Source organism: Dinoroseobacter sp. S124A, assembly GCF_049801015.1.
Taxonomy (GTDB): Bacteria; Pseudomonadota; Alphaproteobacteria; order Rhodobacterales; family Rhodobacteraceae; genus Dinoroseobacter.
The window spans coordinates 339,056-364,775 of the sequence record NZ_JBNAGD010000001.1 but is presented as its reverse complement, the minus strand read 5'-3'; the positions used below and the strand labels follow the sequence as shown (position 1 = coordinate 364,775).

General features: G+C 66.3%; 18 protein-coding genes. 3 read left to right on the top strand and 15 right to left on the bottom strand.

Annotated elements, in window-relative coordinates:
- Positions 1 to 49: 49 nt before the first annotated feature.
- The 4 genes from ileS to ACP15I_RS01645 form a co-directional block, all read right to left on the bottom strand.
- Complete coding sequence (gene ileS, locus ACP15I_RS01660) at positions 50 to 3,040, bottom strand: isoleucine--tRNA ligase (protein ID WP_424973644.1); 2,991 nt, start codon at positions 3,038 to 3,040, stop codon at positions 50 to 52.
- Positions 3,041 to 3,422: 382 nt separating this feature from the next.
- A complete protein-coding gene (locus tag ACP15I_RS01655; protein ID WP_424964705.1) occupies positions 3,423 to 5,042 on the bottom strand; it encodes an FAD-dependent oxidoreductase in 1,620 nt (539 codons plus the stop codon).
- An 18-nt stretch (positions 5,043 to 5,060) separates the two neighbouring features.
- Positions 5,061 to 6,083, bottom strand: a complete 1,023-nt coding sequence (locus tag ACP15I_RS01650; RefSeq protein ID WP_424973643.1) for a YcjF family protein — start codon at positions 6,081 to 6,083, stop codon at positions 5,061 to 5,063.
- Between the two features lie 28 nt (positions 6,084 to 6,111).
- Complete coding sequence (locus ACP15I_RS01645; RefSeq protein ID WP_424973642.1) at positions 6,112 to 7,524, bottom strand: YcjX family protein; 1,413 nt, start codon at positions 7,522 to 7,524, stop codon at positions 6,112 to 6,114.
- A gap of 118 nt (positions 7,525 to 7,642) precedes the next feature.
- Here ACP15I_RS01645 and truA point away from each other — a divergent pair, with 118 nt between their 5' ends.
- On the top strand, positions 7,643 to 8,410 hold the full coding sequence (gene truA / locus ACP15I_RS01640) for a tRNA pseudouridine(38-40) synthase TruA (protein WP_424973641.1): 768 nt from the start codon (positions 7,643 to 7,645) through the stop codon (positions 8,408 to 8,410).
- Between the two features lie 178 nt (positions 8,411 to 8,588).
- Here the strand turns inward: truA and ACP15I_RS01635 are convergent, their stop codons facing one another.
- The 10 genes from ACP15I_RS01635 to ACP15I_RS01590 all read right to left on the bottom strand — a co-directional run bounded on the left by ACP15I_RS01635 (position 8,589) and on the right by ACP15I_RS01590 (position 19,561).
- Positions 8,589 to 9,353, bottom strand: a complete 765-nt coding sequence (locus tag ACP15I_RS01635) for an ABC transporter permease (RefSeq protein ID WP_424973640.1) — start codon at positions 9,351 to 9,353, stop codon at positions 8,589 to 8,591.
- Complete coding sequence (locus tag ACP15I_RS01630; RefSeq protein WP_424964709.1) at positions 9,350 to 10,138, bottom strand: ABC transporter ATP-binding protein; 789 nt, start codon at positions 10,136 to 10,138, stop codon at positions 9,350 to 9,352. Before ACP15I_RS01630 ends, ACP15I_RS01635 begins: the two co-directional genes overlap by 4 nt.
- 75 nt (positions 10,139 to 10,213) lie before the next feature.
- A complete protein-coding gene (locus tag ACP15I_RS01625) occupies positions 10,214 to 11,227 on the bottom strand; it encodes an ABC transporter substrate-binding protein (RefSeq protein WP_424973639.1) in 1,014 nt (337 codons plus the stop codon).
- A 208-nt stretch (positions 11,228 to 11,435) separates the two neighbouring features.
- Positions 11,436 to 12,776, bottom strand: coding sequence for a GSCFA domain-containing protein (locus tag ACP15I_RS01620; protein ID WP_424973638.1), 1,341 nt, complete (start codon positions 12,774 to 12,776; stop codon positions 11,436 to 11,438).
- Positions 12,777 to 12,945: 169 nt separating this feature from the next.
- Positions 12,946 to 14,214, bottom strand: coding sequence for an amidohydrolase family protein (locus ACP15I_RS01615; RefSeq protein WP_424973637.1), 1,269 nt, complete (start codon positions 14,212 to 14,214; stop codon positions 12,946 to 12,948).
- 6 nt (positions 14,215 to 14,220) lie between these two features.
- Positions 14,221 to 14,967, bottom strand: coding sequence for a class I SAM-dependent methyltransferase (locus tag ACP15I_RS01610; protein ID WP_424973636.1), 747 nt, complete (start codon positions 14,965 to 14,967; stop codon positions 14,221 to 14,223).
- A gap of 33 nt (positions 14,968 to 15,000) precedes the next feature.
- The gene (locus ACP15I_RS01605) at positions 15,001 to 15,948 is read right to left on the bottom strand and encodes an ABC transporter permease (protein WP_424973635.1); all 948 of its coding nucleotides are present in this window, start codon (positions 15,946 to 15,948) and stop codon (positions 15,001 to 15,003) included.
- A gap of 1 nt (position 15,949) precedes the next feature.
- On the bottom strand, positions 15,950 to 16,999 hold the full coding sequence (locus tag ACP15I_RS01600) for an ABC transporter permease (RefSeq protein WP_424973634.1): 1,050 nt from the start codon (positions 16,997 to 16,999) through the stop codon (positions 15,950 to 15,952).
- Entirely contained in the window at positions 16,989 to 18,533 is a 1,545-nt protein-coding gene (locus tag ACP15I_RS01595) for an ABC transporter ATP-binding protein (RefSeq protein WP_424973633.1), read from the bottom strand. The genes ACP15I_RS01600 and ACP15I_RS01595 overlap by 11 nt, the downstream gene beginning before the upstream one ends.
- Positions 18,533 to 19,561, bottom strand: a complete 1,029-nt coding sequence (locus ACP15I_RS01590) for a BMP family protein (protein ID WP_424973632.1) — start codon at positions 19,559 to 19,561, stop codon at positions 18,533 to 18,535. The genes ACP15I_RS01595 and ACP15I_RS01590 overlap by 1 nt, the downstream gene beginning before the upstream one ends.
- A 400-nt stretch (positions 19,562 to 19,961) precedes the next feature.
- Here ACP15I_RS01590 and ACP15I_RS01585 point away from each other — a divergent pair, with 400 nt between their 5' ends.
- Both ACP15I_RS01585 and ACP15I_RS01580 read left to right on the top strand, forming a co-directional pair.
- Positions 19,962 to 21,311 (top strand): hypothetical protein, encoded by a 1,350-nt coding sequence (locus ACP15I_RS01585; protein ID WP_424973631.1) that lies wholly within the window; start codon positions 19,962 to 19,964, stop codon positions 21,309 to 21,311.
- A 69-nt stretch (positions 21,312 to 21,380) separates the two neighbouring features.
- Positions 21,381 to 21,959, top strand: coding sequence for a sulfotransferase domain-containing protein (locus tag ACP15I_RS01580; RefSeq protein WP_424973630.1), 579 nt, complete (start codon positions 21,381 to 21,383; stop codon positions 21,957 to 21,959).
- Positions 21,960 to 22,128: 169 nt separating this feature from the next.
- Here the strand turns inward: ACP15I_RS01580 and ACP15I_RS01575 are convergent, their stop codons facing one another.
- Complete coding sequence (locus ACP15I_RS01575; RefSeq protein WP_424973629.1) at positions 22,129 to 25,581, bottom strand: efflux RND transporter periplasmic adaptor subunit; 3,453 nt, start codon at positions 25,579 to 25,581, stop codon at positions 22,129 to 22,131.
- Between the last annotated feature and the right edge of the window lie 139 nt (positions 25,582 to 25,720).

Genomic DNA, 25,720 nt, shown 5'->3' with positions numbered 1-25,720 from the left:
ACATGTCAACCGGGCCATCGCCGGACGCCTGAGCGCCCGGATCCCGGGATCAGCTGGCCGCGTCCAAGGCGCTGAGCGCGTCATCGCAGCGCGCGCAGACGCCGGGATGGCTGTGGGTGCCCACATCCGGCAGGATCTTCCAGCAGCGCTGGCATTTCTCGCCCTCGGCCTTGGCAAAGACCATCCCCACCCCCGGCACATCCGGCAGGGTGAAAGCCCCTTCCGGCACGGGGTCGGTGGAGACCGTAAGCTGCGAGACGATGCAGGTATCGGCGAACAGCTCCGGTTTGATCATGCTCGCCACATGGCCCGGCACATGGACCACGGGGGCGGCCTCCAGCGACGCGCCGATGGTCTTGGCTTGCCGTTCCAGTTCCAGCCCGCCGGTCACAACCCGACGCACGCCGCGCAGGGTGTCCCAGCGCCCAACCGCCTCCGGGTGGTGCCATTCCTTCGGCGTCTCCGGGAAGTCCTGCAGGTGGACGGAACTCTCGTCGCCCGGGAACCGCTCCAGCCAAACCTCTTCCATGGTGAAGACCAGGATCGGGGCCAGCCAGGTGGTCAGCCGGTGGAACATCGCATCCATCACCGTCAGCGCCGCGCGGCGCCGCAGGCTGTCGGGACGATCACAATACAGAGCGTCCTTCCGGATGTCGAAATACTGCGCCGAAAGCGCGACGGTCGCAAACTGGAACACCGTCTGGAACACGCCCTGGAAGTCGTATTTCTCGTAGCCGACCCGCACCTGCTCATCGAGATTGCTCATCATATGGAGAAAGGCGCGTTCCATCTCCGGCATCTCCGCCGGATCGACCCGCATATCCTCGGTGAAGCCCTCCAGCGCACCGAGCAGATAGCGCATCGTGTTGCGCAAGCGGCGATAGCTGTCGGCGACATTCTTGAGGATCTCGTCCCCGATCCGCAGATCGGCGGTGTAATCGGACTGCGCCACCCAAAGCCGCAGGATATCCGCGCCATATTGCTGGACGACCTTCTCCGGGGCCACGGTGTTGCCGATGGATTTCGACATCTTGTTGCCCTTGGCATCCAGGGTGAACCCATGGGTCAGAACCGCGCGATAGGGCGCGCGCCCGATCGTCCCGCAAGCCTGCAGCATCGAGGAATGGAACCAGCCGCGATGCTGGTCCGTGCCCTCAAGGTAGAGATCGGCGAGCCCGTCGCTCGACCCGTCCTCGCGATCCCGCAGCACGAAGGCATGGGTGGAGCCAGAATCGAACCACACATCGAGGATATCGAAGATCTGTTCATAGGCCTCTGGATCATGCTCGTTGCCGAGGAACCGGGCCTTGGCCCCCTCGGCATACCAGGCATCCGCGCCCTCTTCCTCGAACGCCTCGACGATCCGCGCATTAACGGCGGGATCGCGCAAAAGGTAATCCGGATCAGAATGTTGCGCGCCCTTCTTCACAAAGCAGGGCAGCGGCACACCCCAGGCACGCTGACGGCTGAGCACCCAATCGGGCCGCGCCTCGATCATCGAATAGAGCCGGTTGCGCCCGGTCTGGGGGGTCCATTGCACGAGCTGGTCGATGGAGGTCAGCGCCCGCTGACGGATCGTCTCGCCATAGGTGTCATTGCCGTCGCCCACGGGCTTGTCGATTGCGGCAAACCATTGCGGACGGTTCAGGCGAATGACCGGCGCCTTGGAGCGCCAGGAATGGGCATCCGAGATCGTGATCCGCTGACGCGCCAGCAGCCCGCCGATCTCGACCAGCTTGGCGATCACCGCCTTGTTCGCGCCGCCCGGCTTGCCATTGGGCTTGAGGATGCACTCGCCCCCAAAGAACGGCAGGTCCGCACGATAGGAGCTGTCATCGAGCACGTTATAGGTCATCGGCAGGCCATGCTTGACCCCGATCGCGTAGTCGTCGTCACCATGGCTCGGCGCGGTATGCACAAAGCCCGTTCCGGCATCGTCGGTCACGTGATCCCCGGGCAGGAGCGGAACCTCGAAATCCCATTCGCCCCCGGCCCCGTCCGCCTTGGCGAAGGGATGCGCGCAGGTCAAACGGCTCAGCTCGGCGGGCGAGACATCGCGACGCCGGGTGAACCCTTCCACCCGCGCCTGGCTCAGCGCGCCTTCGGCCAGCGCATCGGCCATGATGTAGGTCTCCCCTACGGAGGCCCAGCATTCCTCGGGCGTCGCGGTCACTTCGTAAAGACCATAGGAGATCCCCGGCCCAAAGCAGATCGCGCGGTTCTGCGGGATCGTCCAGGGGGTGGTGGTCCAGATGATGACAGTCGCCTCTTCGAGCTGCTCGGCGAGCAGGTCGCCATCGCCGCCCATCGTGTCATGGGCCCCCTCCATGGAGGAGGTCACCGCGCGCGCCGAGACGACCGGAAATTTCACCCAGATCGCATCCGTCTGGCGGTCGTGATACTCGACCTCGGCCTCGGCCAGCGCAGTCTTCTCGACCGGCGACCACATGACGGGTTTGGAGCCCTGATAGAGCGTTCCATTCATCAGGAATTTCAGGAATTCCTCGGCGATCACCCGCTCCGCATGGAAGTTCATGGTCAGGTAGGGGTCGTCCCACTTGCCGGTGACGCCCAGACGCTTGAACTCCTCGCGCTGGATATCCACCCAGCCCTCGGCAAAGGCCCGGCATTCCTGACGGAAGTCGATCACGGGGATCTCGTCCTTGTCCCGGCCCTTGGCGCGGTACTTTTCCTCGATCTTCCACTCGATCGGCAAGCCGTGACAGTCCCAGCCGGGGATGTAGCGGGCATCCTTGCCCATCATCTGCTGGGAGCGGACGACCATATCCTTGAGGATCTTGTTCAGCGCATGGCCGATATGGAGGTTCCCGTTTGCATAAGGCGGCCCATCATGGAGCGTGAAGGCCGGCCGCGTCTCGGTCCGGGCCTTGTCCCGCAGGCGCTCGTAGATGTCGATCTTGGCCCAGCGGGCCAGCCAATCAGGCTCGCGCTTGGGCAGGCCTGCGCGCATGGGAAACGAAGTCTTCGGAAGGTTCAGCGTGTCTTTGTACTGGTTCGCACTGGGCGTGTCGGCGCACATGTCCGGTCATCCTGTATCGTCATGTCGGTCAAAAAAGGGGGGCGGCGCGGAAACCCATACGCCTTGGCCCGGCGGCTCGGATCAAGCGAGCGCCGGGTTGCTAATTCGGGAAATGATCACCGCGAACCATGTCATGGGGCGCTTATAGGCCCCTATCCCCATGGGGACAATCGCAACATTTCGCCGCGAGCCGATCGGCAGGCATGGGGCGCGATTGGGCAGATCTGCGCAAGGTGTCTGCGATCTCGAGCGCTGATCAGGGCCAGTCCCTAGCCGGCTTGGCGACACGGCGTGCATCACGCGGCACAGATCCGTGCGTCCGGCACTGCAAGAGCGGGCCACGTGGTTGTCCGGACCACCCCACGCCCCCGCCGGGCCAGGGTCAAGGCGCGTTCACATGTTCCCACACTTTGGAAATGACCACCGAGCCTTCGCCCACCCCCGAGGCCACCCGTTTGACCGAGCCTGCGCGCACATCGCCCACGGCAAAGATCCCCGGGCAGGAGGTCTCGAAGGTGGAGCGCCCGCCCACCTCGCGGCCCGTGCGGACAAAGCCCTTCTCATCCAGCGTCACATGCCCGTCGAGCCAGCCGGTATTGGGCGCCGCCCCCACCATCACGAAGACCGCACCGGTCTTGAGCGTCCAGTCCTGCCCCATCTGACCGTCGCGGATCGTCACGCTGTCGAGCTTGTCCTCACCATGGAGCGCCGTGACCTGCGTGCGCCGGTGCAGGGTGATCGACGGATCGCGGTCGAGCCGTTCGGACAGGTAGGACGACATGGAGGCCGCAAGGCTGTCCCCCCGGATCAGCACATGCACATGATGGGCCGTGCGCGACAGGAACATCGCCGCCTGCCCCGCCGAATTGCCCCCGCCGATCACGACCACATCGGTGTTCCGGCAATAGCGCGCCTCCACATCCGTGGCGGCATAATAGACGCCCGCGCTCTCGAACTCTTCGAGCCGCGGGATCGGCAGCTTGCGATACTGCACCCCCGTGGCGATGACGATGGATTTGGCGCGGACCTCTTCGCCGTCATCGAGCCGGACGCAGAAGCTCCCATCCTCGAGCGGGTCCACATGGGCCGCGCGCCGGGGCATGGCAAAGCGGGTGCCGAATTTCATCGCCTGAACCTCGCCGCGCCAGCAGAGATCCGCGCCGGAAATCCCGGTGGGAAAGCCCATGTAATTCTCGATCCGGCTCGAGGTGCCTGCCTGCCCGCCGATGGTCAGATCCTCAACCACCAGCGCGCTGAGCCCCTCGGCCCCGGCATAGACCGCCGCCGCGATGCCCGCGGGCCCTCCGCCGACGATCAGCACATCGAAGACATGGGTGCCGCCGAGGGGCATATCGATGCCCAGAAGCCGCGCGATCTTGCGCGGGTTCGGGTCCTCGATCACCGTGTTCTTGCCAAAGATCACGCACGGGTGCCGGGGCAGGATCGCGCATTGCTCGGCAATATCCTCGGCCTCGTGATCCTCCAGCTCGAGGGAGCGATAGGGGATCCGGTTCCGGCTGGCAAAGGCCGCGATGCGGCGGATCTGCCGGTCCTGATCCGCGCCCAGCAGGGTGAGCGCCGCCTGCTGGCTCTCGAGCAGACGCCGCCGCCGCCCGGCGAAAACGGTGACGATGATATCGCTCATCTCCGGCACTTCGGACATCAGCTGCAGCATCTCGGCCCGGGGCACCTGCAGCAGGACACTGTCCTGCACCGCGCGATTGGCGAGCATGACCTTGCCGTCATTGAGAAAGCTGATCTCGCCCGTGAACTGGGACGGCCCCAGCGTGGCATCGCCGTAGCGTCCGCCGGTGACCGGGTCGATCGCCTCAAGCTCCCCCTCGAGCACATAGTGGAAATGGGTCTGCGTCTCACCGAGCCGGGTGATCTTGTCCCCCGCCCCATAGCGGACCTCGGTCCCGATCCGCCGCATGGCCGTCACATGGGCCGGGTCGAGCGGCGTGCGCACCATGGTGTTGAGATCAGGGGCAAGGGTGTCCATCGCGCGCTCCGTGCTGGGTTAGCTTCCGTTTGAGAATAGTCCGCCCAGCGCCTGTTTCACCAATCCGGTGACAGAGGGTCGGCGGGTTTCACCGAAGGGCAGCGGCCGACAAACCTCAAGCGCGGCCACCCCGACCCGTGCGGTCAGCGCGCCATTGACCACGCCTTCGCCGAAACGGCGCGACACCTTGGACAGAACACTCCCCCCGGCCACCGAGCCGATCAGGTCATCGCCCACGGCGACCGCGCCCGTGGCCACCAGATGGGTCAGAACCGATCGGGTCAGACGCCAGCTGCCAAGGGTGCCCGCGCGCCCGCCATAGATCTCGGCGATCCGCCGGATCATGCGCAGATTTGCGGTCAGCGCGGCGATGACATCCGCAAGTGCCAGCGGCACAAGCGCCGTCACAGTTGCTACCTGCCGGGCTGCCGCGGCGATCTCGGCCTGCGCCCGACTATCGAGCGGTTCGAGCAACTGTGCCTCGACCAGCTCATAGACAGCCCCCACCTCGAACTGGTCTTTCACCGTCCGGTCGAGATCCTGACGCGGGCCGCGCAACTCGGGCCGGTCGGCGTAAAGTGTCGAGATCCGGGTCGCCACGGTCTTGGCCTCGGACAGGGTGCCCGCGGCCAGGGCCGCATCCGCCGCCGCCCGGATCCCGTCGAGCCGCGCCAGCCGGCGATACCCCAGCCATTCGCGCCCGGCGATCATCAGGGCCGTGACACAGACCAGACCAAAAAGCCCCGCCGCCACCGCCCCAAGAACCGGCGCGCTGGCCAGCAATCCGGTGACGAAATTCGTTGCCGCCACCCCGGCCATGAAGAGCACCAGCGCCAGCAGCGCAGAGAGGAACATGCGCAAAAGCCGGGAGGGCGGGCGCGCGGCCAGCTGTGCGACGGTTTGCAGGGCCTGCCCCTGCGGAACCGCGCCGGGCAGATCGGGCACGGGCGGGGCCGAGGCCGGGGTCTCGCGCGCAGAGGTCTCGCCGGATTTGGCCTCCTCCTCCAGCTCGATCAGAACGGCACCTTTCTTGGTGGTCATGGCAGGACCCTCCGGTCACGGGGTGCGGTCATCGCAGACGGTCCCCCAGCAAAAACTCCGCCGCACGATCCAGACGGATATGGGGCGGCCCCTCCCCCGGGGCAAGCGCCACGCGGGCGGGGGCAAAGCGCATGGCGGCATAGTCGCCCTCCAGCCAGGTCGCCGCGCCTTCGCGGGCCGGGGCAAGGATGGCATTGGGATCCTTGGGGAGCTCTCCGGCGAAAAACGCAGCCTCCTTGCCGGTCTCCAAAAGGGTGCCGCGTACAAGATCCAGCGGCTGGCCCTGATGGGTGCGGGTTTCCTCGATGGTGGTGCGCAGGGCGGCAATCGCCATGGCCCCGGTCTCGGCCCCGGCGAAATCCGCGCGGCGGCGGGCGTCGCGGACCAGCGCCTCCATGATGGCGGTAAGCTGCCCGTGCTGCGTGTGGTGCAGATGGTCCGCCTTGGTGGCGGCAAACAGGATCCGCTCCACCCGCTTGCCGAGGATCGCGCTCAGCCAGGAATTGCTGCCGGGGCGAAACGCCGTGAGGATATCCTCCATCGTGTTGCGCAGATCCTCGACCGCGCGCGGCCCTGCATGGAGCGCGCCCAGCGCATCCACCAGCACGATCTGCCGGTCGATCCGGGCGAAGTGGTCGCGAAAGAACGGCCGCGCCACCTGGGTCTTGTAGGCTTCGAACCGGCGTTCGAACTCGCGCCCGAGCGTGCCGCGCCCGTGACGGCCCGGCGGCAGCGGCGCAAAGGTCAGCACCGGCGAGCCTTCGAGCTCGCCCGGCAGGATGAAGCGGCCCGGCGTGCAATCCGAAAAGCCCGCCTCGCGCGCAGTGTGCAGCGCGGCGGTGTAGCTGGCGGCAAGACGCTGCGCCTCGGGTTCGGACAGTTTCGCGCCCGGGTCGGCCTCCGCGAGGGCTGCGAGGAACGCCTCCGCCCCAGGGCGGCTGGACAACCGTTTGAGCATCTCGGCGGACCAGTCGGCATAGCTCTTGTCGAGCAGGGCCAGATCCAGCAGCCATTCGCCCGGATAATCCACAATGTCCACATGCACCGTTTTTGGGCCCGATAGCGCCCCGAGCAGCCCTTGCGGCTGCACCCGGAGGGACACGCGCAGCTCCGAGATGGTGCGCGTGCTGTCCGGCCAGCGCGGCGTGGTGCCAGTCATCTGGCCCAGCGCGTTCTCGAAATCGAAGCGCGGGACGGTGTCATCGGGCTGCGGCTGGAGATAGGCGCTCTGGATTGCGCCGGTGGCTGCGGCCTGAAACTGGGGCATGCGCCCGCGCTCCAGCAGGTTGGCGACGAGCGAGGTGATGAACACCGTCTTGCCCGAACGGCTTAGCCCGGTGACGCCGAGGCGGATCACCGGTTCGAAAAAAGTCTCGGAGACAGCGCCCGTGAGCCCGGTTACCCCGCGCTCGATGCCGTCGGTTATTGTGGAGAATACCAAAATCGCGTCCTTCGTGCTCGGGGCTTAACATAAGGATGCACGGCGCGGGGTTCAAAGGCCTTGCGCGCAGGGATTTGCGGAATTGTCATGGGGCCGCGCCCGGGGTATGCGACGCGACATGCCCAGATTTGCCCTCAAGATCGAGTATGACGGCGCGCCGTTTTCCGGCTGGCAACGCCAGAAGGCGCAGCCATCCGTGCAGGAAGCCGTCGAGGATGCCTTGCGCAAACTGCAGCCCAACCATGCCGGGATCGCCGCGGCGGGGCGGACCGATGCGGGCGTGCATGCGACGGGGCAAGTGGCCCATGTGGATCTGGACAAGCCGTGGGATCCGTTTCGCCTGTCCGAGGCGCTGAACCATCATTTGCGTCCCCTGCCCGTGGCGATCCTGGCCGCAGCGCAGGTATCCGACGATTTCCACGCGCGGTTCTCGGCCGTTGAACGGCGCTATCTCTTTCGGCTTCTGGCGCGACGCGCGCCCGCCACCCATGATGCCGGGCTGGTCTGGCGGGTGCAGCGCCCCCTGGATGTGGAGGCCATGCGCGCCGGGGCGGCCCATCTGATCGGGCACCATGATTTCACGACCTTCCGCTCGGTGATGTGTCAGGCGGCCTCGCCGGTCAAAACACTCGATGAGATCACGATCGAGGAAACGCCCGTGGCCCATGGCACCGAGATACGGTTCTACCTGCGGGCGCGATCCTTCCTGCACAATCAGGTGCGCAGCATCGTTGGCACGCTGGAACGCGTGGGCGCGGGCAGCTGGATGCCCGAGGATGTGCGCCGCGCGCTGGAGGCGCGGGACCGCGCCGCCTGTGGCCCGGTCTGCCCGCCAGAGGGGCTGTATCTGCGCGACGTGATCTATCCGGACCCGCCCTTTCAATAGGCGCAATGCCCGCGGCGGCCTGCCCGAGGCCACTGAGCGCTCCCGTTGGGAGCGCGGTCCCAAGGGCCCGGACCGAGGGCGCCCAGTCTGCGCCCCACGCCGATCGTCTCGTGCGACCGCGCGCTCCACATGTGGAGCGCGCCCGGGCCAAGCGCGCCGCGCTTGGCAGCCCCACGTCTCAGGTCTCCGCCCGTTCGGCCCAACCCGCAAAGACCTTTTCCAGCGCAACCACGATGTAATAGAGTACGATCCCCAGAAACGCCAAGGCGATCAGCACCGCAAACATCAGCGGGTAATCCGCACTGATCTTGCCGCTGTCAAAGAGATGCCCGAGCCCCTTGCCATGGGGCTCCACGATCTCCATCAGGTTCGTCCCAATGAAGGCCAATGTCACCGCGACCTTCAGCGCGCCAAAGAATTCCGGCAAGGTCTTGGGCAGGGCTATCTTCCAGAAGATCGTCGTCTTCGATGCCCCCAGCGATTGCAGGATGTCGCGATATTCCGGCTCCAGCGTGCTGAGCCCGATCGAGACCGAGACGGCAATCGGGAAGAACGAGATCAGGAAGGCAATCAGGATGGTGTTCATGTCATGTTGGCCCACGAACATCAGCGCGATCACCGGCACCACGGTGGCCTTGGGGATCGCGTTGAACCCCACCAGCAACGGATAGAGCGCATCGCGCATGGTCCGGCTGAACCCCATCACCATGCCCAGCGCCACGCCGAACACCACCGCCAGCAGCAGCCCTGCCACGGTGCGCCACAGGGTCTGCCATCCGTATTCGAAGAACAGCCCCCGGAACTTCCAGAAGGCTGGCCAGAGGTCGCTCGGCGACGCCATCTTGTAATTCGGCCACTCATTCACCCAGACCAGCCATTCCCAGAACACCAGAAACGCCAGAATGGCCGCCAGCGGGATCGCGATTTTCTGAAAGGTTCTCATTCTGCCGCCTCCGCTGTCTCGGCCCGGCCCTGGGCGACCTGGATCTGGTGGCGCAGGATGGCGAGCATGTCCGTGGCCTTTTGCGTGTAGAGATCGTCGAGCACGCGGTCGCCCTCGAAAGTCACATCCAGAACGTATTGCGTCGTGGCCGGTCGTCCGGAGAGGACAACCACCTGATCGGCCAGGAAAATGCTCTCGCGCAGGTCATGGGTGATCAGGAGCGAGGTAAAGGGCTCCTCAGCGCGCAAGGTATGCATGAGCTGCCACAGATCCTCGCGCGTGAAGGCATCCAGCGCCCCGAACGGCTCGTCGAGGATCAGGACCTCCGGCTTATGCACCAGTGCCCGGCACAAGGAGGCGCGCTGGCGCATCCCGCCCGACAGCTCCGAGGGCCGCTTGTCCTCGAACCCGGCCAAGCCAACGAGCCCCAGAAGATGCTCCGCCCGTGCCACCCGATCCTTGCGCGGCATGCGCGGCGCGACGATCTCCAGCGGCAGGATGACATTGTCGAGGATCGTCCGCCATTCCAGCAGAACCGGGTTCTGAAACGCCATCCCCACCGTGGATTTCGGGCCCTTGACCGGCGCATCATGCAGGCGCACCTCGCCCGCATCGGGCTTCATCAGCCCGGCAATCAGGCGCGTCAGGGTGGACTTGCCGCAACCCGACGGGCCCACCACCGCTGCGAAACCGTTCTCGGGCACCGAGAGGCTAAGGTCGCGCAACACCGGGAGCGGCCCGCTCTCGGTCTTGTAGGCGTGGGTGACGCCGGCGATTTCGATCATGGCTGCGGACATCGCCGGCCCTTTCCCATAGGGCCGGGGCGGCCTCCGCCCCGGCGTGTCAGTGACGTCGCGTGCTTACTTGAGCATCCGCATGGCAGCATCGGGCAGATAGGCGTCGGTGAAATAGAGGCTCATATCCGGCGTGGTCTGGAACTCGTAATTCTCGGCCAGTTGCGCCAGCGCCGTCTCCATGCGCGCCGCATCGATGCCGCCCATGCCATTCTCGAGCGCATAGTCCGTGGCCACATTGGCGTCGATCGCCAGTTGCAGGCGGCGCTGCTCCAGCGCGACATCGGCGGCGGGGTTGCGGTCCTGAACCATGGCCGCACCTGCAGCTGGGTCAGCGATCACGTCCGCCCAACCCTTGGCCACCGCCCCGAGAAAGCCGGTGACAAGCTCGGGGTTTGCTGCAGCGAACTCGGTATTGGCGATGATCGCATTGCCATAGAGCGCGAGCCCGTGATCGGCCATCAGAATGGTCGAGATGTCATCCTCCGGCACACCAAGGCGCACGAGGTTCAGATAGGACGAGAAGGAAAAGCCCGTAACCGCATCCACCTTGCCCTCGGCCAGCATCGGTTCGCGGGTCGGGAAGCCCACCGGCTCAACCGTGATCGCGTCCACGTCGAGGTCATTTGCAGTGGCAAAGGCAGGGAACTGCGCCCAGGCGCCATCGGGGGGCGGCGCGCCCAGCACACGGCCTTCGAGATCCTTGGGTGCCATCACCCCCTGGCTCTTGCGGCCCACAACCGCGAAGGGCGGTTTGTCATAGACCATCATCACCGCGATCACCGGCGCGCCCGGGTTCTGGTCAAGGAACTTGATCAGGCTGTTGATGTCCGCAAAGCCCATGGGGAAAGCCCCGGTCGCCACCTTCGGGATCGCGTCCAGCGAGCCCTGCCCGGCCGAGATCTCGACATCGAGCCCGGCCTCGCCGAAATGTCCGTTATCCACGGCGGCGAAATAGGCGGCCGAGGGGCCTTCGAATTTCCAGTCCAGTGCGAAGGGCACCTTTGTTTCGGCACCGGCGGTCGTGGCTGCGGCGAGCACGGCCCCAGCCGCGCAAATCTGTGCAAAGCGTTGAAACACGCGTCGTCTCCCTGTGGTTACGGCCCATTTGCGGACCTGATTGGGTCATGGCCCGAGGGCCCGATCAGCGCGCAGGTTCGGAAAGGGGCGCGGGAAGGTCAAGCGCTGGACGTGGTTTTTTGCTGCAAGGAGGGGCATCTGCCCAAGAAACCGGCAAGGGTTTCGGGATCAGGCGGGTCCGGCCGGCCCGGTCCATGCGCGCGCGCGGCTAACGCTTCCGCGCTGCCTTGCGCGCCTTGCGGCCACGGCGAAACTTGCGGCGCTTGGGAAAACGCGTGCCATGGAGGTCGAGATAGTCGCGCGCCACGGCCATGCGGTCCAGCTGCTCCAGCCATCGGATCAGCCGTTCGAGCGCCCGGTGATCCTCGGGATCCTGCTCTACCACGTCCGAGATCGCGGCGACCGCCTCGGGGATCCGGTCGCTCCGGCGCAGGGCCACCGCAAAGGCCTGCTGCAGCTCCGGGGTCCGGGCGCGTTCGGGCGCGTCCCCGAGCAGATCGATGAGTTCGCCATAGCGCTCCATCCGCGTCAGGAGCCGGGCATTGGTGACAAGGGCCGCGCGGCGCAGGGCGTCATCCTCGCCCGTCATGTAGCGCGCCCGGACCTCGGCCATGATCCGCGCCACCAGATCCGGGGCCACATGGCGGAAATCCCCTTCGGTCCAGGCCGCAGCCGGGTCGCTCAGGGTGACGCATTCATAGGATGGAAAGTAATCCACCCCCTCGGCTTCGGCGACAAAGGCGTCCACCGCCGCCCGCTGGACGGATTTCGAATAGCTGTTGGCCAGCAGCACATCCATGTCGCGAAACGTGGCCCGCAGCGGGACGGGCGAGACCGTCAGCAACATGCGCAAGGGTTTGGTGCGGACCCGGCTCAGCAACCCGTGGATCTCGCGCAGTCCGGCGAGGATCTGGTCGTAACCCAGGACTTCGAAGGCAAAGCGCTCCGGGAACCGCGCACAGACCGCCGGCGGCGGCGCGATGTTCAGGGGGATGTCGAGCACGATGTCGCGCCAGCTCTCCACATGGCCGAGGGTCAGCACGATCAGGTCCGCCTCGGCCACCCGCGCGGTCACGTCGAGGGCCCGATGCCGAAAGGCGAGGATCTCGTCCCGCGGGAAAGCCAGCTTGGCCGAGCCGAGGGTCAGGTCGCGATAGGCGCTGTCATCCTCGCGGAGCGGATAGAAGAGCGGCGCACCGGGAAAGCTGTCGCGCTCCAAGGCCCAGCGCAGCTCGGTGGCCATGGCGGGCACCGTGTAGGCGTTGAAGAAATTGGCCGGATCTTCGAGCGAGGCGCCGATCGGCCCGAGATCGAGATCTCGGCTGAGGACGGTCATGCCCGAGGCCGCGAGGGCCGTCTCGATCTCGCGCGCAAAGCAAGAGCCCATGGCGAACACCGTGTCCTCGGCAGAGATCCGGAACCCGGGCGAGCTAGCTGGCATGGCCAAAGGATAGAGACGGTCGCCCCCGGCGTCAGGCATGGGATAGCGGCGAAACGGGTTGCGCCCGGCGCGACGGAGGACCTCATGGGCCGTCTCGCGCCTGCTCATGCAGCCCTCGCAGAACCGGGCGCTCGGCGGCGCGGTCCTTGCAGGACCGCGCGGACCCGCGACAGGGCAATCGGCTTCCCATAAAGCCGCAACACCCGCCCCCATGGCGCGTCCGCGCGGTCCCCATGGGGACCGCGCCACCGGTCCGTGGGGCGATCAGGCATCTGCATCAATGGCGGCGGTGCACGCTGTCCGGGCGCGCGGGCAGGGTCAAACGGCTGTCATTGCGCGCCTTCTGCGCCACGAGCTTTCCCTTTGAAATCACCGCCAGCCGGTCCGGGCGCAGCCGCACCGCCTCGATCGTATTGCCCGCATCCAGCACCACCAACGAGGCCATCTTGCCCGGCGCCAGCCCGTAGTCCTCAAGCCCCATGATCGCCGCGTTGGTCTCGGTCACCATCTCGAAGCAGCGGGCCATTTCCTCGGGCGCGGTCATCTGCGCCACATGCAGCCCCATGAAGGCCACGTCGAGCATGTCGCCCGTGCCCAGCGAATACCAGGGATCACGGACGCAATCCTGCCCCCAGCCCACCGGGATGCCCAAGCCTTGCATCTCCTTCACCCGGGTCAGCCCGCGCCGCTTGGGATAGGTGTCATGCCGGCCCTGCAGCACGATATTGATCAGCGGGTTGGGGATCGCCGCGATCCCCGCCTCGGCCACCATGGGCAGCAGTTTCGAGACGTAGTAATTGTCCATCGAATGCATCGACGTGAGATGCGATCCGGCCACCCGCCCCTGCAACCCGCAGCGGATCGTCTCGGCGGCCAGCGTCTCGATATGGCGGGACATGGGGTCATCGGTCTCGTCACAATGCAGATCCACCGGCAGGCCACGCTCCGCCGCGATCTCGCACAAAGCGCGTACCGAGGCTGCACCATCGGCCATGGTCCGTTCGAAATGCGGGATGCCGCCGACCACATCCACACCCATATCCAATGCCCGAAGCGTATTCGCCTCGGCCGTGGGGTCGCGGTAGAAGCCGTCCTGCGGAAAGGCCACAAGCTGCAGGTCGAGATAGGGCTTCACCGTCTCGCGCACCTGCAACATCGCCTCGACGCCCTTCAGGCTGTCATCGCAGGTATCCACATGGGAGCGGATCGCCAGCAAGCCCAAGGACACCGCCCAGTCGCAATAACGCAGGGCGCGCGCGACCATCTCGTCAATGGTCGCCTGCTCCTTCAGCTCGCCCCAGAGGGCGATCCCCTCCAGCAGCGTGCCCGAGGCGTTGATCCGCGGCGTGCCATAGCTGAGCGTGGCATCCATATGGAAATGCGGATCGACAAAGGGCGGGCTCACCAGATCGCCCATGGCATCGATCACCAGACCCGCCTCGGCCGCGATCCCCGGCGCGATATCTACAATCCGGTCCCCCGCAATCGCGATATCGGCCACCTGCCCATCGGGCAGCGTGCCGCCCCGCACCAGAATGTCGATCATGCTCGCCTAGCCCTCGCTTGCCTGAGCCTCGGCGGCCAGAGCCTCTTTCTTCGCGCGATGCGCCGCCTGACGCGCCAGCATATCCGTCTGCCATTGGCGCAGACCGGAGATATCCCGCCCGAAGCTCAGCACGACCTTGTTGCCGACCTCGAGCATCTCGCACCCGGTCTCGGCGACAAATTCGGTGATCGCCCGGGCCACGCTGTCGAAGGTGAAGTCATCGCAAAGCATCAGACCATCGGGCGCCAGCGCACCGCGATAGCTGCGCATGTCCTCGAGACAGCCCTCATAGGAATGATCGCCGTCGATATAGATCAGATCCGCCTTGATCCGGCGCTTGATCAGCACGGTCGCCGCCTCCCGCGAGGGCAGCGGCAGGGCGGTGATCACATCCGTGAGCCCCGCATCGATCACATTGCGCATGAAGGTCGCGTGGATCGTCGGCAGGCCCGCCTGCATCTTCAGAGTCTCTTCGGCATAGCCCGCCCGCAGCCAGAGCCCGCTGGCCCCAAGAAACGTGTCGATGCAGAGGATATCGGTCTCGATCCCGGCATCGCGGCAGGCCTCGGCCATATGGATCGCCGACGCCCCTTTCCAGGTGCCAACCTCAACGATCTTGGCGGGTTTCAGCTCGGTCAGCAGCTTTGCAAAGATGCCCGCCGTGCTGCCCCAGCCTTGTCGGTCGGGCGGAACACTGTCCAGATCGAAACCGGCATAGGGGTCCTCGGTGTAGAAATAGTCGCGAAACTTCATGAGCTTGCCTGTCTTTTACGCGCGAGCACCACCTCAGCGTGTGCCCTTGTTATAGGGCACCATGAGCGCTGCGGGAACCTCTGCGCGTCGCGACATCACAACAAGGGCAAGAATGGACAGAATATAGGGCAGCATCAGGAAGACCTGATAGGGGATATCCGCCCCCAACGGCGTCTGTTGCAGCCGCACCTGCAGCGCGTCAAACGCCGCAAAGAGCAGCGCCCCCAGCAGGGCCTTGCCCGGTCGCCACGCGCCGAACACCACCAGCGCGATGCAGATCCATCCACGCCCGTTCACCATCTCAAAAAAGAAGGAGTTGAAGGCCGACATGGTCAGGAACGCCCCGCCCACAGCCATCAGCCCCGACCCCACGATCACCGCCCCCATGCGCAAGCCCGTGACCGACAAGCCCTGCGCCTCGACCGCGCTGGGGTTCTCGCCCGCCGCGCGCACCGCCAGCCCCAGGGGCGTGCGGTAGAGCACCAGCGCGGTCAGGATCGCGACGATAAAGGCCAGATAGGTCAGCGGCGTCTGGGAAAAGAGCGCCTCGCCAACCAGAGGCAGGTCGGACAGGACCGGCACCTCATAGGTCTGAAACGCTTCGATCCGCGGCGGGCTTGAGACCTCGGGCAGCGCCACGCGATAGGCGAAATAGGTGGCCGAGGTTGCCAGCAAGGTCACGCCGAGGCCCACCACATGCTGGCTCAGCCCGAAGGGCACGGTCAGCGTCGCGTGGACCAGCCCGAACAGCATCCCGGCCATGGCCGCAATCGCCACCCCGGTCCAGAGATCGGTGCCGGAATAGACCGCCATCCAGCCCGCAAAGGCGCCGGCGACCATGATCCCCTCGATCCCGAGATTGAGCACCCCCGCCCGCTCGCAGATCAGCTCGCCCATGGTGGCAAAGATCAGCGGGCTCGCAATGCGGATCGCCGCGGCCCAGAAGCTCGCCGAGAGCAGGATATCGAACAGCTCTGCCATCTCAGCCTCGCACCACCCGGAACCGGGTCAGCATGATCGCGAGCACCATGCTCAGCAGTGCCAGCGCCAGCAGGATATCCGCGATATAGGTGGGCACGCCCGCCGCCCGGCTCATGCTGTCCGCGCCGACAAAGATCCCCGCGACGAAGAGCGCCGAGATCACCACGCCCAGCGGGTTGAGCAGCGCGAGCATGGCGACGATGATGCCCGTGTAGCCAAAGCCCGGGCTCAGATCGAGCGTGAGCGAGCCCTTGAGCCCGGCCACCTCGGAGAACCCGGCCAAGGCCGCGAGCCCGCCCGACAGAAAGGCGGTCTTGAGGATCACCTTGCCCACAGGGATGCCCGCGAACCGCGCGGCTTGGGCGTTCAGGCCCACGGCGCGCATCTCGTAGCCCAGCGTGGTGCGGGTCTGGATCACCCAGACCACCCCCGCCGCGATCAGCGCGAGCCCGAACCCCCAATGGAGCCGCAGCCCCTCGATCAGGCGTGGCAAGCGGGCCTCGGCAATCAGGCGCTCGGATTTCGGCCAGCCCATGCCCATCGGGTCCTTCATCGGCCCCTCAAGCAGCATGGACACGAACAGAAGAGCGATGAAATTCAGCAAGAGCGTCGTGACCACCTCGTCCACGCCGAGCCGCGTCTTCAGGATCGCCGGGCCCAGCAGCAGGATCGCGCCTGTGACCATCGACGCGATCACCAGCGTCGGCAGCAGCAGCCCCGCCGGCCAGGGCAGAAACCCTGTCCCCAGAAGCACCGTGATCACCGCCCCGCCGTAAAGCTGCGCCTCCGCCCCGATATTCCAGAGCTTCGCGCGAAAGGCGACGGCCACAGCCAACCCGGTGAAAATGAGCGGCGTCGCCCGGTTTAGCGTCTCCAGCAGGGCGAATTTCGAACCGACCGCCCCTTGGATGATCAGCCCCAGCACCGAAAACGGGTCGCCCCCGGCCAGCAGTGCCAGCCCCGAGGCCGCGATCACCGTCAGTGTCAGCGCAATCGCGGGCAGGCCCAGCGTGCGGCCCATCCCCGGGTCTGCAATCGGTTCAAGCCGCATGGGAGGCCTCCGCAAATCCGTCGCCCGCCATCCAGACGCCCAGCTCGGCGGGTGTCATGGTCCCGCGGGCGAATTCGGGCGACAGCCGCCCCTCGGACATCACATGGATCACATCCGAGAGCGCCAGCACCTCGTCGAGATCCTCGGAAATCAAAAGCACCGCCGCCCCGCCATCGCGGGCCTTGATCAGCTGCTCCTGCACGTAAGTCACCGCGCCGATATCGAGGCCGCGCACGGGCTGATTAGCCAGCACGATGCGCGGCGCATCCTCCAGAACCCGGCCCAGAATAAGCTTCTGCATGTTCCCCCCGGAAAGCAGCCGGATCGGCGTCTCGGGCCCCGGGCAGCGCACGTCATAAGTGTCGATCACCTCGCGCGCGAAATCCCGCGCTGCGCCCCAGCGCATCCAGCCGCGGCGGCTGAACCCGGCGCTGGGATACGCTTCGAGGATCGCGTTCTCGGTCAGGGAAAAATCGGCAATGGTTCCGGTCTTGTGCCGGTCCTCGGGGATCCGCCCGATCCGTTGGGCCAGAGCCGCGCGGGGCGACCAGTCCGCGACCGGTGCATTGCCGAGCCGCATCTCGCCCGAGGCCGGCGCGATCAACCCGCCGATCAGATCCGCAAGGGCCGCCTGCCCGTTGCCCGAAACACCCGCCAGCCCGGTGATCTGGCCCGCGCGCAGATCCAGCGTCACCTTGGCCAACCCCGGCGCCGCGCCTTCGCTGGGTGTGCTGACCTGATCAAGGCTTAGAAGCGCCGGACCGGGCGTCGCCGGGCGCGGGGCCACCGGCGCGATCTCGGCGCCGACCATCATCTCGGCCAGCTTGTGGCGGTCGGTCTCGTCCGTGGCCACCCGGCCCACCACCTTGCCATGGCGCAGGACCACGACGCGGTTCGCAATCGCCATGACCTCGTGCAGCTTGTGGGAAATGAAAATCACTGACATGCCCTGGGCCACGGCCTTGCGCAACGTCGCGAACAGCGCGTCCGCCTCTTGCGGGGTCAGAACGGCCGTGGGCTCGTCGAGGATCAGGATCCGCGCATCGCGGTAGAGTGCCTTGAGGATCTCGACCCGCTGCCGTTCGCCCACGGTCAGGGTCCCGACCCGGGCATCCGGATCCACCTCAAGCCCAAAGGACTGCGCCAGATCCGCGAGCTTGCGCCGCGCGGCCCCCGTGCCAAGTGCGGTGCGCCAGATCGACTGGGTCCCGAGGATCACATTGTCCAGCACCGTGAGGTTATCGGCCAGCGTGAAATGCTGGTGCACCATCCCCACCCCGGCCGAGAGCGCGGCACGCGGCTCCCCGGGTGGCAGCGGCTGGCCGAACACCTCCACCCCGCCTTCATCGGCCGTGTAATGGCCAAACAGAATGTTCATCAGCGTGGTCTTGCCCGCCCCGTTCTCACCGAGCAGGGCCAGCACCTCGCCCGCGGCCAGATCAAAGGAGATCTGATCATTGGCCGTGAGCGCGCCGAAGCGTTTGGTAATGCTGTCGAGGCGCAGCACAGGCTGCGCCCCGGGAAGTCCGGTCATCAGGAGGATTTCGGCTCGGTGTCGTTGATCTCCACCGTGAAGCTGCCATCGCGGATCGCCGCGTCGCGCGCCTTCACCAGATCCATGACCTCTGCGGGGACCTTGCCCTCGAAGGTGCCGAGGGGTGCGAGGCTGCTGCCGCCTTCCTTCATGTAGGAATAGACGCCGTAATTGTCGGCCTCGAACGTGCCTGCATTCACTGCCGCGATGGCGGCCTGCAGGGTCGGCTCGAAATGCCACAGGGCAGAGGCGACGACCGTGTCGGGGTAATCCGCCTGGGTGTCGATCACGTTGCCGATGGCCAGAAGCCCCCGCTCCTGCGCCGCATCGGAGACCCCGAACCGCTCGGCATAGAGCATGTCGGCGCCGTTTTCGATCATGGCAAAGGCAGTCTCCTTGGCCTTGGGCGGATCGAACCAGGACCCGATGAAGCTGACCTGGAAGGTGACATCCGGATTGGTCTCGCGCGCACCGGCCATGAAGGCGTGCATCAGGCGGTTCACCTCCGGGATCGGGAAGCCGCCGACCATGCCGATATTGCCTGCCTCGGACATGGAACCGGCAATCAAACCAGTGAGATAGGCGGCATCCTGAATGTAATTGTCGAAGACCGCGAAATTCGCGAGGCCCGGATCTTCAAGGAAGGACGAGCCCATGAGGAAGGCCACCTCGGGGTAGTCCGCAGCCACTTCGCGGGCCTCGGCCTCGACCGCGAAAACCTCGCCGATCATCAGCTCGATCCCGCTCTCGGCATATTCGCGCATCACCCGCGGATAATCCGTATTCGCCACGTTCTCCGAGAAGGTATAGGTGATCTGACCTGCGGCCGCCGCGGCCTCGGCGGCGATATGGATACGGCTCACCCATTGCTGTTCGACCGGCACGGTGTAGATCCCGGCGACCTTGATCGGCTCGGCCGCACGGGCCCCGGGCACGAGCGCACCCGCGGCCACAAGGGCCAGAGCGGAGCTGAGCAGCGCGCGGCGGGACAGCCCCGAGCCGGGCAGTGAGGTCTTGCGTTGGGTCATGAGGTGGGCTCCCTATCGGTGTTTTTTTGTAATCCGCCCTGACGGAAAATCGGCTCGCGGGCGGCATCAAGCTGAAACCGGCGCGGGGCCATGCCCGGGCTGGGGCGGTTTGCACGCCCGATGAAAGAATAGGCACGGAACGCTGGAACGCTCAAGACGCAGGCGCCCCCGGCGGGAGGATTTCCTGCGCCGAGGACAGAGGCCAAGCATGGGGCGGGCGTGGCCCGTACATGAAAAAGGCGGCCTCCGCAGGGGCCGCCCATTGGTCTGATCAGAGCGCGGCTCAGTCCTTGGCCGCGTCTTTCTTCCAGTTGGTCCAACCGCCCTCGGGCGCCTTGGAGGCTGCCGGGGCTTCGGCTGCGGGGGCCGGAGCCGCCTGGGCCGGGGCCGCGTCGGCGCCTTGGCCGCCACCGCCGAACCGTCCCGCGAAACGCCCGGGCTGCACATTGCCCGGAGCCGCGTTGCCATCACCGCCGCCCTTGGCATTGCGGAGCCGCTCCGCGAAGCGTCCGCCGCCGAACCCTCCGCCCTGCTGGCCGCCCTGCTGGCCACCCTGCGCATTGCGGAGCCGTTCCGCAAAGCGACCGCCGCCGAAACCGCCGCCCTGCTGGCCCCCTTGATTGCCTTGGTTGCCTTGTTGGCGATTGGCGAGGAAAGCCGCGAGACGCCCATTGCCGAAACCACCCTGGCCGCCCTGCCCGCCTTGCGGACCGCCCTGTTGGGCACCCTGACCAAAGCCACCGCCTTGACCGGCCTGACCGCCGCCGAAACGCCCTCCGAAGCCACCGCCCTGTTGGCCGCCGCCCTGATTGCCTTGCTGGCGATTGGCGAGGAAGGCCGCGAGGCGTCCGTTCCCGAACCCGCCTTGACCGCCTTGACCGCCTTGCGGGCCGCCCTGCTGAGCGCCCTGACCGGCCCCGAAGCGACCGCCGCCCTGGCCGCCGCCGAACCGACCGCCGCCCTGTCCCGCGGCACCTGGCCCGGCCTGACCGCCGCCAAAGCGACCGGCTGCTTGGCCGCCGCCCTGTCCACCAGCCTGGCCACCGCCAAACCGTCCGCCGAAGCCACCGCCCTGACCACCGGCACCGCCTTGGGCTGCCTGACCACCGCTAAAGCGGCCGCCGAACCCGCCGCCCTGGCCTGCCGCAGCTTGACCGGCCCCTTGGCCGGCCTGACCACCGCCGAAACGACCGCCAAACCCGCCAGCCTGACCGCCTTGGCCACCTGCCAGGCCGCCACCTTGTCCGAAGCGGCCCCCGAAGCCGCCACCCTGACCTCCGGCGCCACCGGCAAATCCGCCCTGACCACCGCCAAAGCCGCCGCCGGCCCCGGCGCCGAACCGGCCGCCGCCGGCTGCCCCGCCCGCAGCCCCCGCGCCGGCCGCCGCACCGCCGGTGTTCTGCGCAGCGAAACGACCGCGACCGAAGCGGCCGCGCAGGCCCCCTGCCGGGGCCGCGCCGCCACCGAACCCGGTCGCCGGAGCCGCAGCCGCCTCGGCCGCTGGTGCGGCCTTCGTCTCGGGTGCCTTGGCTGCAGGCGCTTTGGCTGCGGTCTTCGATGGAGTTTTCGCCGTCGCGCTCTTGGCGCGTGTGGTTTTCGCGGCGGGTTTACTGGGACTGGCCGGTTTTTTTGCCATATCAAAAACTCCTGTGAGAATAGGGTCCGGGGATTTGAATGCGTTGATGTGACACAGCGCGCATGGACGCGCCGTCCTCCTCTCCGGTATGCCGCGTTAGGGGTTTGTGTGTAAACACTCTTTGGAACCCTGCGCGGATGCAGCAGCATCTCGCCCCGCGACTTTTGCGACGAAGGATCTTTCATGCACGACTCTGTTGATTTCGTAGCCGTCGTGTCCGGCCTGCCCCGGTCCGGCACATCGATGATGATGCGGATGCTGACCGCCGGGGGATTTCCGCCCGTGGTCGACCATGAGCGTGAACCCAATGACGACAATCCGCTCGGCTATTTCGAGTTCGAACCGGTCAAGGCGCTGAAGGAGGATGACAGCTGGGTCGCGAAATCCACCGGCCAAGTGGTCAAGGTGATCTACAAGCTGGTCTATGATCTGCCCATCGACGTGCCCTACCGGATCGTTTTCCTCCAACGGGACTTGGGTGAAGTGGTCGCGAGCCAGGAGAAGATGCTGGAACGCGAAGGGCTGGACCCCAATGCGGTGGACCGGGATCTGATGATCAAGCTCTTCCAGGGCGAGGTCTTCGATTTTCAGAAATGGGCGCGCGCCCAGCGCAATATCGAGATCCTCTTCGTGGATTACAGCACCATCGTGACCGACCCGGCCTCCTCGGCCGCGCGCATTGCAGAGTTCTTCGATTGCGGGCTGGATGTGCAGGCCATGGCCGAGGCCGTGGACCCGACCCTCTATCGCAACCGCGCCTGACCGCGCCCACCTGCCCCTTGGCGGGGCAATTGGTCACAGTCCGATACTGCCTGTGGAAGTGCGGTTCACCGCCAGCCGGTGGGACGAGGGGCTTTCCCGACGCGCGCCGCGCCAATGGGGACGGCCCCATAACCGGCAGGTGACTGCGCCCCGGGTAAGGGCAAGCCCGTTACGGGATCCAGCCCCAGACTTCGATCAGGAAGAAGCGGACAAAGAGACGGGTGAACGCCTCCCATGTCTTCATCTCCGCCCCGTCGATCTTGGCAAACCCGGTCATCTCCGGGCGGAAGAACCCCTCTTCATTGGGGAACTGGGTTTTCACCCGCACTACCCGGCCGAAATCCTCGACCTCTGCCGAGGGGGCAATGGAGACCACTGTGCCCAACCGCTCTTGATCAGGGATGGCCCAAGCCTTGAGGCGGACCACGTCGCCCAGCTGGACCAGTCCGATATCGGTCTCCGAGACGCTGACCTCCGCCCGGGCGACCTCATGGTCTTCGATCTCGACAAACAGCTCCCCGACATTGAGGTACTTGCCGCGCAGCAGGTGCACGTTTTCAGAGACGATCCGACCCGGCGCGATGGCGCGCAGCTCCACCTTGTCGAGCTGATCCTGATGATAGACGAGCTCGGCCTTCAGCCGCTCGATCTCTGCCTCTGCCACGGCCACATCGGTGGTTGTGGGAGGCGCGGTGATCTCGGCATGGCGCGCCTCGGCACTGCGCAGCTCGATCTGGCCGGTCTCGTATTGCATGCGGATCCGCTCATACTCGACCTGCGAGATGGCATTGCGATCCAGAAGCTCCTGAGCGCGTTCCGCCTGCGACAGCAGGAAGGGCAGCTCCGCCTGAGCGTGGGCGACGCTTTCCGCGACAATCGCGATCTCCTCGGGGGTGGCCCCGTCAAGCAAGTCTTCAAGGCGGGCCTCGGCCTGGGCCAGCTTGGCCCGCCGCACCTCAACCTCCATCCGCGGTTCCCAGTCGGACATCCGCGCCAGCAGATCCCCTTCGGCAACCACATCACCCTCGGCCACAAAGATCTCGATCAGTTCCCCGGCGACACGGGCACCGACTTCGGACCGGGTGTCAGGCAGGATCACGAAATCCCCGCCCACTTCGAACTCGTAGGGTTGGAAGGCCGCATAGGCCAGCGCCCCCAGCAAGACCAGCGTGCTCAGCCGGAAGACCCATTTGCTGCGCCGGGATTTTGCGGTGTTCTCGGCGTAAAGCCCCGGCAAGGGGCGCGGCCCGGCCTTGGTCAGGTCGCGGCTCTGTCCAAGGGCCAGGGCGCGACTGCTCTGCGGGACGGGCACCAGCGCGCGGCTCTGGGCCGCCGCCCCGCCGCCAGCCGCGAAACCACCCGGCGCCCCGAAGCCCCCGGCACCGCCGCCAAACCCGCCGGCCGCCCCGCCACCGGATCCGCCCTGCGCGGCCTTCTCGGCCATTTTCTCGGCGATCACGGTCTTCATCGTGGCCTTGGCCATCTCTTCCTTCTTGGCCTTCATGGACAGGATCCAGACGCCGAACGCCACAAGCAGCGCAAAGAAGATCGCCACGCCCGAGCCCCCAAACCGCCCCACCAGCGCGGTCGAGACAAACACCGCGAGAAAGCTCAGGATCAAGCCGGTGAACAGCATTGAGCCGATCACATATGAGACGAAGATCTTCTTCTCCCCCGGGGTCGGATCGGGGAGCGTGATGCCCAGCTTGCTCTGATTGCCCTTGAACATCCACGCATAGGCGCGCTGCTTGAGCATCTCCTGCCGGAAATAGGTGGTGAGATACTTGTAACCATCCCCCGACGACAGCGGGAAAGCCGTCAGCACCAGCGTGATCAGCGCGATCTGCGAAACCAGCAGCGCGACATCTGGCAACACGGTCTGCGAGGACCGCGCAAAGGCCCAGAACACGGTGCCCAGGGCGAAAATCGCGAGCCGCGTCCGCATGGTCGTGGCATAAACCGCAAGCTTGCCCTCGCGCGAAAGCTTGCGCACACCGCCCTCATCCACCGCAAAGCGCGGGATCACGAAGAGGAGCATCCTGAAGCCGAAGCCCGGGGTCTCGCCCCCTTGCCGGTGGATCGCCAACCCGGTCAGGAACGCGGTGAAGAAATTCACCGTCAGGGTGGAGGCGATGATCCGCCAGAAGAGGTCGATTGCCCCTCGCGCGCTGCTGATGCTGGTGCCGTATTCTGACAAGCGCGTGAAAACCGCCATGAAGGCAAAGATCGTCAATGGCCAGAGCAGCCATTTGAACCAGCCAAGCCAGCCAAGGACCGCATTGACCCCGGCAAAGAGCCCCGTGGGGTTGAACACCTTGCGGATGCTTTTCGCGGCGCTGTCGGATTTCAGATCCGCGTGACGCTCGAACTTGAGCTTGCGCCCGGCAATGGCGGCATTGGCGATCTGGGGTGCGTCTTCGCGCGTCTCTTCCGCCGGGTCCGGGTCGGAAGACGGGGTTGGACCTGCGCCGGGGTCGGCATGATCCCGGGCCTGCGCCCCGGGTTTCGGGCTGTTGGGCTTGTGCGGGACCCCATCGCTGAGCCCGGTTTTGCGAAAGACCGGCTTTTTGGGCGCGGGTTTCTCCGCCTCCCCTGATGCGGATGCGGCGTCTGGCGTGCCGCCTGTGTCACGCCCTGCCGGGCTCGGCGGGATCGCGGCGGGGGCCGCAGGCTGTCGCCCTGCGGAGAAGCGAGAGGATTTGGGATCAAAACCGGGGATCTTGCCGGCGGGTTGATCCGGTTCGGGCGTGGCATCAGAGCGATCCGCGTTGCCGGAGGGCGCGCGGTTCTCCTCGGTTGCGGCGGTGTCCTTTGATGTCTCCGCTGCCTCACGCGGCGCGTCGGGCGTCGGCGCGGCGGTTTCTTCGGTCGTTTGCTCCGGTTCGGTTGCCGCCTGCGCAGATTTATCCTCCTGCGCTTTGGCCTGTGCCGCCGCCCGTGCGGCTTGCGCGGCGGCGCGGAAGCTGGGCGGTGTCGCACCCGGGGAAGGCTTCGGCGCCTCTGCCCCCTTACCCGGGTCCAGCGCGGCATCGGGCGCGGAGGCCGGTTTGGCAGGGTCTGCTGCGCGCGGAGGGACCGGGGCGACATCAGCCGCGCCGTTGTCAGATGCCGCTGCGGCCTTTTCCGAAAAGATCAGATCCTCGAGCCCGTCGATATCTTCGTCCGGATTGGGCAGCGTTTCCGGCTCGGACGCCAGCAGGTCTGCCTCCATCTCGGCCTTGGCCGCCACCTCGTCGGACTTTGCCGTCTCGGGCTCTGTTCCGGGCGCGCCCTTGATAGCGCCCCCCGGCGCAAGGTCCTGTCCGGCGCGCGGATCCTCGAGAAGCACCCCCGCCGCAACCATCTGCGCAGCAAACCCCGCGAGGGTGGACTTGCGCACCGCCTGACCGAACGAGGTCTTGAAGGCGGCGCCGACCTGTTCAAAGCTGCGCCCCCGTCCGAGTTGCGACAGCAGAAAAAACTCTTCCGTGCCAAGACGAAACAGCCGACCGGACTTCGCGTCCTTGTAGAACCCATGGGTGCCCTTGCCTCCCTCCGACCGGGAGACCTTGGCATCTGGATTGAGCTTGTATCGTTTCGCGGGCGCCCCGTCGGGCACCAGCGCTGCATTGCCTCGGGGCATACGGTCCCGCCTGCTGAAAAAACACACTCGGCCTTAGGGTTTAAATCCCACAACACAATGTGTTTTTCAATCACAGAGCGTGTCGCAATTGACCATTGTTGCGCGGATCACCCGCATCGCCGGTCAGGGAGGGCCACCC